Annotated in this window: 11 protein-coding genes; 7 read left to right on the forward strand and 4 right to left on the reverse strand. The window is 71.2% G+C overall.

What is annotated here, in order from left to right; all coding sequences use genetic code 11:
* Nucleotide 1: 1 nt before the first annotated feature.
* Nucleotides 2-979: a methylmalonyl Co-A mutase-associated GTPase MeaB gene (meaB, locus tag V3T34_RS04255; RefSeq protein WP_305077440.1), complete on the reverse strand. Its 978-nt coding sequence runs from the start codon at nt 977-979 to the stop codon at nt 2-4.
* Nucleotides 980-1,185: 206 nt separating this feature from the next.
* Between meaB and V3T34_RS04260 the strand changes: the two genes are divergently transcribed.
* Nucleotides 1,186-2,208: an alpha/beta hydrolase gene (locus tag V3T34_RS04260; RefSeq protein ID WP_060845536.1), complete on the forward strand. Its 1,023-nt coding sequence runs from the start codon at nt 1,186-1,188 to the stop codon at nt 2,206-2,208.
* A 372-nt stretch (nt 2,209-2,580) separates the two neighbouring features.
* On the opposite strand, the gene V3T34_RS04265 is transcribed toward V3T34_RS04260, so the two are convergent.
* Complete coding sequence (locus V3T34_RS04265; RefSeq protein ID WP_305077439.1) at nt 2,581-3,195, reverse strand: SOUL family heme-binding protein; 615 nt, start codon at nt 3,193-3,195, stop codon at nt 2,581-2,583.
* Between the two features lie 4 nt (nt 3,196-3,199).
* Nucleotides 3,200-3,850 (reverse strand): NAD(P)-dependent oxidoreductase, encoded by a 651-nt coding sequence (locus V3T34_RS04270; protein WP_091886080.1) that lies wholly within the window; start codon nt 3,848-3,850, stop codon nt 3,200-3,202.
* Nucleotides 3,851-4,036: 186 nt separating this feature from the next.
* Between V3T34_RS04270 and V3T34_RS04275 the strand changes: the two genes are divergently transcribed.
* Nucleotides 4,037-4,714, forward strand: coding sequence for a haloacid dehalogenase type II (locus tag V3T34_RS04275; protein ID WP_305077438.1), 678 nt, complete (start codon nt 4,037-4,039; stop codon nt 4,712-4,714).
* A 24-nt stretch (nt 4,715-4,738) separates the two neighbouring features.
* Here the strand turns inward: V3T34_RS04275 and tcuC are convergent, their stop codons facing one another.
* Nucleotides 4,739-6,058 (reverse strand): MFS transporter, encoded by a 1,320-nt coding sequence (gene tcuC / locus V3T34_RS04280; RefSeq protein ID WP_305077437.1) that lies wholly within the window; start codon nt 6,056-6,058, stop codon nt 4,739-4,741.
* A 158-nt stretch (nt 6,059-6,216) separates the two neighbouring features.
* Between tcuC and V3T34_RS04285 the strand changes: the two genes are divergently transcribed.
* The 5 genes from V3T34_RS04285 to typA all read left to right on the forward strand — a co-directional run bounded on the left by V3T34_RS04285 (nt 6,217) and on the right by typA (nt 12,456).
* Nucleotides 6,217-7,035 (forward strand): substrate-binding domain-containing protein, encoded by an 819-nt coding sequence (locus V3T34_RS04285; RefSeq protein WP_305077436.1) that lies wholly within the window; start codon nt 6,217-6,219, stop codon nt 7,033-7,035.
* A gap of 137 nt (nt 7,036-7,172) precedes the next feature.
* On the forward strand, nt 7,173-7,367 hold the full coding sequence (locus V3T34_RS04290) for a hypothetical protein (protein WP_091751905.1): 195 nt from the start codon (nt 7,173-7,175) through the stop codon (nt 7,365-7,367).
* 167 nt (nt 7,368-7,534) lie between these two features.
* Nucleotides 7,535-9,022, forward strand: a complete 1,488-nt coding sequence (locus V3T34_RS04295) for an O-fucosyltransferase family protein (protein ID WP_305077435.1) — start codon at nt 7,535-7,537, stop codon at nt 9,020-9,022.
* Between the two features lie 104 nt (nt 9,023-9,126).
* Nucleotides 9,127-10,449, forward strand: coding sequence for a TAXI family TRAP transporter solute-binding subunit (locus V3T34_RS04300; protein ID WP_091886062.1), 1,323 nt, complete (start codon nt 9,127-9,129; stop codon nt 10,447-10,449).
* A gap of 180 nt (nt 10,450-10,629) precedes the next feature.
* Nucleotides 10,630-12,456, forward strand: coding sequence for a translational GTPase TypA (gene typA / locus V3T34_RS04305; protein WP_060845528.1), 1,827 nt, complete (start codon nt 10,630-10,632; stop codon nt 12,454-12,456).
* The last annotated feature ends 75 nt before the right edge of the window (nt 12,457-12,531 follow it).

Genomic DNA, 12,531 nt, shown 5'->3' on the forward strand with positions numbered 1-12,531 from the left:
CCTACAGGCCGATCAGCTCGGCGATCAGGTCGGCGCCGGCGGCGGGCGAGCGCTCGCCCGCCGCCACCATCCGCTCGGCCTCCGCCGTGGTCTTGCGCACCTCGGCGCTGCCGGTGAGGCGCTGGTGCAATCGCTCGTGGACGAGCGCCCACATCCACTTCACGTCCTGGTCCCGGCGCTTGGCGGCGATCTCGCCCGTGGCGGTGAGCTTGCGGCGGTGGTCGAGCACCGCGTCCCACAGGGCGTCGAGGCCCTGGCCGGACAGTCCCGAGATCGTCGACACCGGCGGCGACCATGTGGCGCTCGCCGGGGTCAGGATGTGCAGCGCGGCGCGGTATTCGGCCGCCGCCGCCATGGCGCGCCGCATTCCCTCCTCGCCGTCGGCCTTGTTGACGGCGATCATGTCGGCGAGTTCGAGGATGCCCTTCTTGATGCCCTGCAATTCGTCGCCGGCGCCGGGCAGCATCAGGACGAGGAAGAAATCGGTCAGGTCGGCGACCGCGGTCTCGGACTGGCCGACGCCCACGGTCTCGACCAGCACCACGTCGAAGCCGGCAGCCTCGCACAGCAGCATCGTCTCGCGGGTCTTGGCGGCGACGCCCCCGAGGGTGCCCGACGAGGGCGAGGGCCGGATGAAGGCATTCGGATCGACCGCGAGACGAGCCATCCGGGTCTTGTCGCCGAGGATCGAGCCGCCGGTGCGCGACGAGCTCGGATCGACGGCGAGCACCGCGACCTTGTGGCCCCGCGCCGTCAGGGCGGCGCCGAGCGCGTCGATGGTGGTGGACTTGCCCACGCCGGGCACGCCGGTGATGCCGACCCGCACCGCCTTGCCGGCATGCGGCAGGGCGGCGTCGAGGAGCCCGCGGGCGGCGGCGCGGTGGTCGGCCCGCTTCGATTCGACCAGCGTGATGGCGCGGGCGAGGGCGGCGCGGTTGCCGGACAGGAGCTGGGCGAGATCGGGGGCCGGGACGGTCATGGCGACCTTTCTGCCGGCTCGCCGGGCCCCCGTCGAGGGCCCGGGCTGTGGACGAAAGGTCGGGGAAGCGTAACCTTCGGGCAACAGGCGGGGCCTCGCCCGGTCCCTTCGCCGCGGCATTCCCCGGCGCGACGCGCCACGGCCACGATCATGCCGCATCCCCGGCCCCAAAGCCGGGGCGAGTGCCGCATCCCGAGTAGGACGCCATGACCACGAACGCCGCGCCGACGCGCCGGGGCCTTGCCCGCCTCGGCCTCTCCGCCCTCGCCAGCCTGTCGCTGGGCGGCTGCTTCGGCGACGGGCTCCTCGGCGAGTCCCCGGGTCCCGAGAAGCAATCCGCCCTGGACGTGAGCCCGGTGCTCCTTGTCGCCACGACCCGCCGCCCCGCCGACCCGGCCGGGCGCCCGCCCTACTTCACCGACCAGCGCGGGCGCGGCCTGTCCTTCGCGACCGTGCGGCTCGCGGTGCCGGACCGTTCGCTGATCGGCAAGGTCTCGGCGGTGGTCACCGGGGACTGGCGCATCGCCGCCGCCCCCCGGGTGGTCACCGGGCCGGAGGCCGCCACCGCCTTCGCGGAAGCCGCGCTCGGGCGCGACGTGCTGCTCTACGTCCACGGCTACCGCGAATCGTTCGAGACCGCGGCGGTGAGCGCGGCGCAGCTCTCCGACGGCATCCGCTTTCGCGGCGTGTCGGGCCTGTTCAGCTGGCCGTCCGCCGGCAAGACCTTCGATTACGGCTACGACCGCGAGAGCGCGCTGTGGTCGCGCGACGCCTTCGAGGACCTGCTGCGGGCGCTCGCGGTCTCGCAGGGCGGGCGGATCCACATCGTCGCCCACTCGATGGGAACGCTCCTCACCCTCGAGACCCTGCGCATGCTGCGGGCCGACGCCGGCGAGGCCGCCCTCGACCGGATCGGCGCCATCGTGCTCGCCGCCCCCGACATCGACATCGACCTGTTCACCAACGGCATCGAGCGCCTCGGCACCGCGGCGCAGAAGATCACGGTGATCTCCTCGACGAACGACCGGGCGCTCGAACTTTCCAGCACCATCGCGGGAGGCGTGACGCGGGCGGGCGCGGCCGACCGCAGCCGCCTCGAGGCGCTCGGCGTGCGCGTCGCCGATGCGTCCGACTACGGCAGCGGCCTCATCAACCACGACCTCTTCCTGTCGAACGTCGAGGTCCAGCAGGTGATCAAGCGGGCGGTGGCGCGGGCGGACGGGCGGTAAGCAGATTTCGCGGAAGCGGTTATCGGTTCGGCGCCGAACATCTGCGACAAAACAAGAACCTAAGCGGGCGACGCGTTGGCCTGCCCACGGTACACGGCAGCGACGTCAATCCGCGATGATCGTCTCTCCCACCCGCGACCTCATCCTGAGGCGTTGGTCGATCTTCGATCGACTGACCTCGAAGGAGGCCTCCAGATGTCGCTGCGATTTCTGGAGCCCTCCTGCGAGGCTCAGCGATCTTCGATCACGTGCGATCTTTGATCGCCAACACCTCAGGATGAGGTTATGTATGGGAAAGCCTTGACGCAGAAAGGCTTTATGCCCCTGTCGTGTACCGTGCGGCCTTCCAACGCAAGTCTGCTCGGGCGCGGGTCACTCCCCCAGCCGTGCCGCCACCTCGTTGCGGCGCAGGAACGGGATCGCGAAGGGCGGGTCGTAGCCCATGAAGAAAGGGGCCGCGGCCGTCGCTTTGCCGGCGCTCGCCAGCACCCCGGTCAGGATGCGCTCCTGCTCGGCCCTCGCCTCCGGGGTGATGCGGCCGGAGAAGCGAAGCGCCGCGATTCGCTCGGGCGGCACCCGCACCAGCCGCACGCCGGCCTCGGTCGGCTCCGGCGCGCCGGCATCCGCCACGGCATGGGGCAGGAAGAACCGCATCGTGCCGCCGGCGCCCTGCTCGACCGGCACCGTCATGGCGATGCGCCGGCCGCCGGTCTCGACGGGCGCCGTCATGGCGATGCGGTCGCCCGCCCGGTTGGCCCCGGTGATGTAGCGGAAGAGCCGCCCGAAGGCCTCGCCGTCGCCTTGCCCGCCACCTTGCCCGCGCGCGTCGGTCTCGACCGCGACGCGGGCCTCGTAGGCGCGGATCTCGACGCCGCGATCGAGCCGCTCCACCACCGCGTAGCGGGGCTGGTCGTAGAAGGTCCGGATCCCGACGACGCCGAGGACCGACTCGAACAGGGTGACGGCGTAATAGGCGAGCTTGTCCATGGCGTCACAGCGGCAGGGCGTGGCTGATCAGGACGACGGGGCGGCCGACATGGGCGTTGTCGGCGATCTCCGCGACGATGAAGCGGGCCACGTCGGCCCGGGCGATCAGGCCGTTCTTCCACGAGGACGGCCGGTCGAGCACCCGGTAGCGCCCGGTCGCGGCACCGCCGGTCAGCACGCCGGGGCGCACCAGGGTCCAGTCGAGCCCGCTCTGGCGGATGCGGATCTCCTGGGCGTCCTTGTCGTCGTAGGCGCGCCCGAAGACGAGACGAAAGGGCAGCCGCTGCAGCGGGCCGATCGCCGCCCGGCTGTCGCCCGCGCCGAAGCCCGTCACCGCGACGAGCCGGCGCACGCCCGCCTTCTCCATCGCCGGCACGAGCACGTTCGTCGCGTCGGAGAACAGGTGCACCGGGCCGAGCAGGTCGCGGGCCGGCACCCCGAGGGCCTGCACCACGGCGTCGACGCCCTGGAGCGCCCCCGTCACGTCGGCGGAGGACAGGGCGTCGCCGGGAAAGCGTTCGAGGTTGGGGTCGGAGAGGTCGATCTTGCCCGCCGAGCGGGCAAAGGCCCGCACCCGATGCCCCGCCGCGAGCGCCGCCTTGACCGTCTCCAGGCCGATGCCCTGGCTGGCGCCGATGACGAGGAGATGCGGCATGGAGGAATCCCGGATCGGTGGGGTTGCGAACGCTCCCTATGAAGCGCCGGGGAGGCCGGCCGGTTTCCCCGCTCGGCGCAGATTCCGGCCGGTGCGCGACACTGCGCCACGACGCGGTATCCTGGAGCACGGGCGCAACCCGTCGCGGGCCTCGCGGGTTCACGCTCGATCCGTGAGGGCTCGTCCATGCCGCTTCCCGCCCCGCTCGACCGCGCCGAGGCCGTCGTCTTCGACGCCTACGGCACGCTTCTCGACGTCCACTCGGCCGTGCAGCGCCACGCCGCCGCGATCGGCCCGCAATCGCAGGCCCTGTCGGAGACCTGGCGGCAGAAGCAGCTCGAATATTCGTGGGTGCTGTCGCTGTGCGGGCGCTACGCACCGTTCTGGACCCTGACCGAACGGGCCCTCGACTTCGCCCTCGCCAAGCATCCCGACGTCGATGCCGGCATGCGGGACGCTCTCTTGGAGGCCTACCGGTCGCTCGACGCCTACGGGGAGGTGCCCGACACCCTCGACGCCCTGCGCCGGGCGGGGCTGAAGACCGCGATCCTGTCGAACGGCGACCCCGCGATGCTGGACGCGGCCGTGACGGCGGCGGGGCTGTCGGGCCGGCTCGACGCGGTCCTGTCGGTCGATCCCGCGGGCACCTTCAAGACCGCGCCGCGGGCCTACGACTTGGCGCCGCGGGCGCTCGCGGTCGAGCGCGCGCGGATCGTCTTCCTGTCCTCGAACCGCTGGGACATCGCCGGGGCGGCGGCCTACGGCTTCGCCCCGGTCTGGGTCAACCGGACCGGCCAGCCCGACGAATACCCGGACCTCGCGCCGGTCCGGGTGATCCGCTCCCTCGACGGTCTCCTGACCTGACGCGGGCTTGCAGCCCGGCGCGGGCTACTCGCCCGCCATCGGGCGGACGGTGCCCGGCAGCGCGGCGGTCGCGCCCTCGCGGCGGCGGTAGATCAGCAGGGTGGCGATCAGCCCGCAGGCGCCCGCGAAGGCCATCCACAGGCCCGGCGCCGCCTTGTTGTCGAGCGCCTGGATCAGCCAGGTCGAGACGACCGGGGTGAAGCCGCCGAAGATCGCCGTGGCGAGCGAGTAGGCGAGCGAGAAGCCGGTGGTGCGGACGTTGGCCGGCACGATCTCGGTCAGCGCCACCACCATCGCGCCGTTGTAGCTGCCGTAAAGGAAGGACAGCCACAGGAGCGTGATCAGCATGTTGGTGAACGAGATGTTGGAGGTGAGCCAGGCCAAGGCCGGGTAGGCGGTGAGCAGGGTCAGGCCTGAGAACACCAGCAGGATCGGCTTGCGGCCGATCTTGTCGGAGAGCGCGCCCATCACCGGCAGCCAGAACAGGTTCGACAGGGCGGTGAGGAAGGTCACGATCAGGCTGTCGGTCTCGGACAGCTTGAGCACGCTCTTGCCGAAGGTCGGGGTGTAGACCGTGATGGTGTAGAACGACACCGTGGTCATCACCACGAGCAGCATGCCGAGCAGTACGATCTTCCAGTTCTCGCCGAGCGAATTGAAGACCTCGGGCAGCGAAGGGCGGTGCTTGCGGTGCAGGAACTCCTGGGTCTCCTCCAGCGAGCGCCGGATGTAGAACAGGAACGGCACGATCATGCAGCCGATGAAGAACGGGATGCGCCAGCCCCAGTCCGACATCTGGGCCGGCATCAGGGTCCGGCTCAGGGTAAAGCCGATCAGCGCCGCCACCATCACGGCGACCTGCTGGCTGCCCGACTGCCAGGAGACGTAGAAGCCCTTGCGGCCGGGCGTCGCCATCTCGGCGAGGTAGACCGACACGCCGCCGAGCTCGACGCCCGCCGAGAAGCCCTGGAGCAGGCGGCCGACCAGCACCAGGAACGGCGCCGCGAGGCCGATGGTCTGGTAGGACGGCACGAAGGCGATCAGCACCGTGCCGGCGGCCATGATGCCGAGGGTCACGATGAGGCCCTGGCGCCGGCCGATCCGGTCGACATAGGCGCCGAGGAAGATCGCCCCGAGCGGCCGCATCAGGAAGCCGGCGCCGAAGGCCATGAAGGTGAACATCAGCGAGGCGAACTCGTTCTCGGCCGGGAAGAAGGCCTTCGAGATGTGGCTCGCGTAGATGCCGAACAGAAAGAAGTCGAACATCTCCAGGAAGTTGCCGCTCGTGACGCGCAACACCGTGGCGACCTTCGATCCCTGCGGACCGTGGACCGGACCTGCCATGACGCTTCCTCCCGATATCGGGCTTGCCTTCGCCCTCTCTAGCGCCAACCGTCGCACGTTTGACAGAGAAATCTAATCCCGCGGAATCGGTGGCGAGGGCGCCGTCGACGGCTTAATCGACGGACGAGGTGCCGCGACGGGCGCCGCCGGGAGGTTCCATGAGCGAGACGACACCGCATCACCGCGCCGGGCGGACCCGGCGACGCGCCCTCCCCCGGCTCGCCGCCCTTCTGGCGGCGGGGCTCGCGCTCGCCGGCCCGGCGAAGGCCGCCGAGGTCCGGGTGATGATCTCCGGCGGCTTCACCGCCGCCTACCAGGCCCTGGTTCCGGGTTTCGAGACGAAGACTGGCGACACGGTCGCGACCGCCTACGGCCCCTCGATGGGGACGGCGCCCGAGGCGATCCCGGTGCGGCTCGCCCGCGGCGAGCCGGCCGACGTGGTGATCATGGTCGGCTACGCCCTCGACGCCCTCGACAAGGAGGGCCGGATCGAGCCGGGCAGCAAGGTCGCGCTCGCCGATTCGCGCATCGCGCTGGCGGTCAAGGCCGGCGCCAAGGTGCCCGACATCGCCACCCTCGACGCCTTCAAGCGGGCACTGCTCGGCGCCGCCTCGATCGCCTACTCGGACAGCGCCAGCGGCGTCTATATCGAGAAGGAGATGTACAGGAAGCTGGGTCTCGAGAAGGAGCTGGCGCCCAAGAGCCGGATGATCGTCGCCGAGCGCGTCGGCAACGTCGTCGCCCGCGGCGACGCGGAGTTCGGCTTCCAGCAGGTCGCCGAACTGAAGCCCGTCCCGGGCATCACCATCGTCGGGCCGGTCCCACCCGAGGTGCAGAAGGTGACGGTATTCTCGGCCGGGATCCCGAAGGGCGCGCAGCACCCGGAGGCGGCCCGGGCCCTGATCGCCTGGCTGTCCGCCCCGGAGCACGCCGGCACGGTGGCCGGGACCGGCCTCGACCCGATCTCGGCGCGCTAACCCCCGATTCACGACAAGGGAGAATCCGAGGGATCGGATTCACCACCTCTTCACGCCGTCCGGCGCCTCATGGGTTCCACACAACAGGTCTCGCGCCGCCCGGAGACGGGCCGGCTCAAGCGGGCGGGGACGGCATCATGCGACAGGGTCGGACGCCCGGAGCGGCGGCGCGCGAGCACGCGCCGCTGCTCCGGCAGGAGAAGAACGCGCATCAGCGCTACCTCGCGGCGCCGGGCTACCACCCGGGCGCCCTCATGATCGCGGCCGTCGGTCCGGCGCTCGGGGCGGCGATCGTGGCGGTGATCGCGCTCGGGCTGCGGGTCAGCCTGTAGGCGGAGCCCGGCCGGAACGACGAAAGCGCCGGGGTTGGCAGCCGGCGGCGCATGAACGATGATCGGGTCTATCCCGCGAGCAGGCCGGGCTGACCGGGAAGCGGCCGCAAGCATTCGATGCCCGCATCGATCGGCCGGCGACGGGCTTCCGCGAAAAGGCTTCCTTCGTGATCCGCGACACCGACCGCCCCGATCAGGCGCACGGCTATTCCTACAACAGGGGCGGCATCAGCAACCAGAAGATCGCCCTTCTCGGCCTGTTCCTGAAGGCGATGACGGGCGAGAATCGTTGCGTCATCCTGCCCGATATCGTGATCTTCGACCAGATCACGTTCATCCACAAGCGCGTCCCGATCGCGACGGCGTTCGACGTGGCGCGCCTACGGGATTTCGCGGAGTCCATCGGCGTCACCGTCCTCGATCGCGATCCCGCCGGGGACGAGGGCGGCTGGGAGTATTTCCATCACGGCGAGCGCCACATCGCCGGCACGGCGGCGGCCGGGGAGCTCGACCGCGACGGCGTCGCCGCCCGGTTCCTGCGCGCCCTGGTGCCGTCGGCGCGCACCGCGCCCGACGTGGCGAGGCTGCGCGACATCGTGCTCGACGAGCGGGGCATCACCCACGTGGTCCAGATGCGCATCGAGCGCGACTGGGAGTTCCACGTCCGGACCCGGGTCGATCCGGAGGTCGGCTTCAACGAGGACAACCTGCACACGGCCGAGAGCATCGCCCGCAAGTTCCGCGCGACGCATCCCGACGGTGCCGCGAAGATCTACGTCGTCTGCGACGAGGCGGCGCTCGTCGACGGAAAGGACCGGATCCGGCAATCCCTGCGCGAGCATTTCGACATCGAGGCGTTCTGGAAGTCCGACCTGCTGCCGCGCTTCCAGTCGGACGACGCGAACCTGCTCGAGCTCTCGCTGGCGGATTTCGAGATCGCGCTCGCGGCAGGAGCCTTCGTGGGGACGTCGCGGTCGACCTTCTCGGGGATGGCCGCGCTGGAGCGCTTCGCCCAGACCGGGAGCGTGGAGAACCACAGCCTCTACAACGCGCTCGGTCCGAGGCTGGCGGTCCGGCACGACCGGGGCGCCTTCCGGTCGGCGCGCCTGGCGACGGCCGAGTCGGTCGCCGATCCGTCCTGCGGCTACGAGCTGGGCCTGATCCTGGAGACGGCTGGCCGGCTGCGGCCGGCGCACGACCGCTACCTGGCGCGAGGCGCGTTCGGCGGGCCCGACCGGGAGGAGGTCTATCTCGCGCTCTACCGCGCGGCGCGCCTGAAGGCCGCGCTCGGCGACGAGCCGCAGACGGTGCTCGACGCGTTCGCGCGGGCGGCCGGCATCGGTGCGTCGCGGGCGGAGGCGCTGCACGCCGCCGCCCGGCACGCCCGCACGCATGGCCGCCACGAGGAGGCCTACGGGTTCGCGGCGCGCGGCCTCGGCATCGGCCCGCCCGCCGAGGGCCGGGCCGTCGAGGCCTGGATCCACGACTGGGCGCTGCTCGACGAGTACGCCGTCGCCGCCTCCTGGACGGGGCGTCCCGCCGACACCCTCCGGGCCTGCCTGCAGCTCCTGACGGGGGGCAAGCTGCCGGCCGAGCACCGCGACCGCATCGTCGCCAACGCGAAGTTCGCCATCGACCGCATCGCCGGGCTGTAGGCGTCTCGCCGCCCGATCCGGGACGACGGGCAATCCGGGGCGCGGGCCCCGCGCCAAACGGCCGGATTGCGGAACCGGGCGCCCGGCCGCAAGGTCACACGACCATGCGGCGCCACCTTCCCCTCGTCCTCGCGGCCATCCTCGCCCTCGTGGCGACGGCCCTGCTCGCCTACCAGTGGCTCGGGCAGCCCACGACGCTGCGCGTCGCCGTCGGGCCGGCGGGCAGCGAGGACGCCCGCCTGATGGCGGCGGTGGCGCAATCCCTCGCCCGCACCCACGAGGAGGTGCGCCTGCGGCTGGTGCCGACGAGCGGCGTCGCCGAGAGCGCGCGGATGGCCGAGATCGGCCGCGCCGACCTCGCCGTGGTGCGCTCCGACGTCGGCATTCCGGCGAGCACCCAGACCGTGGCGATCCTGCATCGCGACGCGGCCCTGCTGCTGGCGACCGACCCGTCCCTCTCCGCCGTGCCGGACCTGCGCGGCAAGCGGATCGGGATCGTGCGCAACCCCGCCGCCAACCTCCGGCTGCTGGCGAGCCTGCTCGCCCACTACGACGTGCCGGCCGACGCCGTGACGACGGTCCCGCTCGGCGACGGGCAGGAGGCCGGCGAGGCGCTGCGCGAGGGCAAGGTCGACGCCGTGCTGACCGTCAGCCCGCTGATCGGCCGCACCGCCGGCGACGTCGTGGCGAGCATCGGGCGCACCGGTGGGACCCCGGCCTTCGTGCCGATCGGCGAGGCGGCGGTGCTGGCCCGGCGTTGGCCGGCGCTGGAGAGCGTCGAGATCGCCCGCGGCACCTTCGGCGGCACGCCGCCGCGCCCGGCCGAGACCGTCACCACGGTCGGGGTCAGCCACCGGCTGGTGGCCCAGGCGCGCCTCGCCGATTCGGTGGTGTCGGAGCTGACGCGACTTCTCTTCGTCATCCGGCCCGCCCTCGCCGTCGAGGTGCCGCTCGCCAACCAGATCGAGGCGCCCGAGACCTCGAAGAGCGCCTCGCTCCCGGTCCATCCCGGCGCGCAGGCCTATTACGAGGGCGAGGTCGAGAGCTTCTTCGAGCGCTACGGCGACTGGTTCTACCTCCTGGTGATGTGCGTCTCGATCCTCGGCTCGGCCGCCGCCACCCTGGTGTCACGCGCCGCCAACAGGTCGCGGGCCCGGGACATGGCGCTCCTGCGCCAGCTCCTCGCCATCGTGCGGGCGAGCCGCGACGTCGAGGACGAGCTGGAATTGTCCGACCTCGAGCGCCAGGCCGACGAGATCCTGGCCGCGGCCCTGGCCCGGGCGGGGACCGGCGCCATCGACAATGCCGGCGTGGCGGCCTTCACGCTGGGCCTCGACCAGGCGCGGCGCGCCATCGCCGAGCGCCGGGCGGTGCTGGTCGAGCGGCACGCCGCCGGGCCGGACCCGCTCTCCGCCGCGGCCGAGTAGGCGGCCGTCTCGCGAGGGCCGTCCTGGGAGGACCCTCCTGGGAGGACCGTCGCGACAGCCCCCTTGCGAAGTGGCGCCACACCTTATATTGCGACGCAATAGTTTTCCCCCGGCTCGATGCGTCCGGCTGCCATCCTGGCGGCCCGCGGTGTGCCGGGCTTTGTTTGCTTCGGATATCCCATGAAGCTGCGCAATATCGCCATCATCGCCCACGTCGACCACGGCAAGACGACCCTGGTCGACAAGCTGCTCCAGCAATCCGGCTCGTTCCGCGAGAACCAGCGGGTCGAGGAGCGCGCGATGGACTCGAACGACCTCGAGAAGGAGCGCGGCATCACCATCCTGGCCAAGGCCACCTCGGTGGTCTGGAAGGATACCCGGATCAACATCGTCGACACCCCCGGCCACGCCGATTTCGGCGGCGAGGTCGAGCGCATCCTCTCGATGGTCGACGGCGTGATCGTGCTCGTCGACGCCGCCGAGGGCCCGATGCCGCAGACCAAGTTCGTGGTCTCGAAGGCGCTCAAGATCGGCCTGCGCCCGATCGTGGCGGTCAACAAGGTCGACCGGCCCGACGCCCGCATCACCGAGGTGGTGAACGAGGTGTTCGACCTCTTCGCGGCGCTCGACGCCACCGACGACCAGCTCGACTTCCCGATCCTGTACGGGTCGGGCCGCAACGGCTGGATGGCGACCTCGCCCGAGGGCTCGCAGGAGGACGGCCTGGCGCCGCTCTTCGACCTCGTGCTCGAGCACGTGCCCCAGGCCAAGACCGAGGACGGCCCGTTCCGCATGCTCGGCACGCTGCTGGAGGCCAACCCCTTCCTCGGCCGCATCATCACCGGCCGCATCGCCTCGGGCACCGTGAAGCCGAACCAGGCGATCAAGGTCCTCGACCGCGAGGGCAAGGTGGTGGAGACCGGACGCGTCTCGAAGATCCTGGCCTTCCGCGGCCTGGAGCGCCAGCCGATCGAGATGGGCGAGGCGGGCGACATCGTGTCGATCGCGGGCCTCGTGAAGGGCACCGTCGCCGACACCTTCTGCGACCCGCAGGTCGAGACCCCGATCCAGGCCCAGCCGATCGACCCGCCGACCGTGACGATGTCGTTCATCGTGAACGATTCGCCGCTCGCCGGCACCGAGGGCGACAAGGTCACGAGCCGCATGATCCGCGACCGCCTGTTCAAGGAGGCCGAGGGCAACGTGACGCTCAAGATCGAGGAAGCCGCCGACAAGGACTCGTTCTACGTCTCGGGCCGCGGTGAGCTGCAGCTCGCGATCCTGATCGAGACCATGCGCCGCGAGGGCTTCGAGATCGCCGTGTCGCGTCCCCGCGTCGTCTTCGAGAAGGACGAGGCCGGCGAGATCATGGAGCCGATCGAGGAGGTCGTGATCGACGTCGATGAGGAGTATTCCGGCGTCGTCGTGCAGAAGATGTCGGAGCGCAAGGCCGACATGATCGAGATGCGCCCGTCGGGCGGCAACCGCCTGCGCCTGGTGTTCCACGCTCCGACCCGCGGCCTGATCGGCTACCAGGGCGAGCTGATGACCGACACCCGCGGCACCGCGATCATGAACCGGCTGTTCAAGGCCTACGAGCCCTACAAGGGCGAGATCGCCGGCCGCCGCAACGGCGTGCTGATGTCCAACGACCAGGGCGAGGCCGTGGCCTACGCCCTGTGGAACCTCGAGGACCGCGGCCCGATGATGATCGAGCCCGGCTGGAAGGTCTACCAGGGCATGATCATCGGCGAGCACAACCGCGAGAACGACCTCGAGGTGAACGTGCTCAAGGGCAAGAAGCTCACCAACATCCGCACCACCTCGAAGGACGAGGCGGTCCGCCTGACCCCGCCGATCCGCATGACCCTCGAGCGCTCGCTCGCCTGGATCCAGGACGACGAGCTGGTCGAGGTGACCCCGAAGTCGATCCGCCTGCGCAAGGCCGTCCTCGACCCGAACGACCGCAAGCGCGCCGAGCGGGCCAAGGAAGCGCTGAGCGCCTGATCGCCTCAGGCTTTTCGTGAGACCGGATCCCTCGCCCCTCCCCGGGGCGGGGGATTTTTGTTTGTCGGGCGTGGA

Origin of the sequence: Methylobacterium ajmalii (assembly GCF_036448855.1) — a bacterium.
Lineage (GTDB): Bacteria > Pseudomonadota > Alphaproteobacteria > Rhizobiales > Beijerinckiaceae > Methylobacterium > Methylobacterium ajmalii.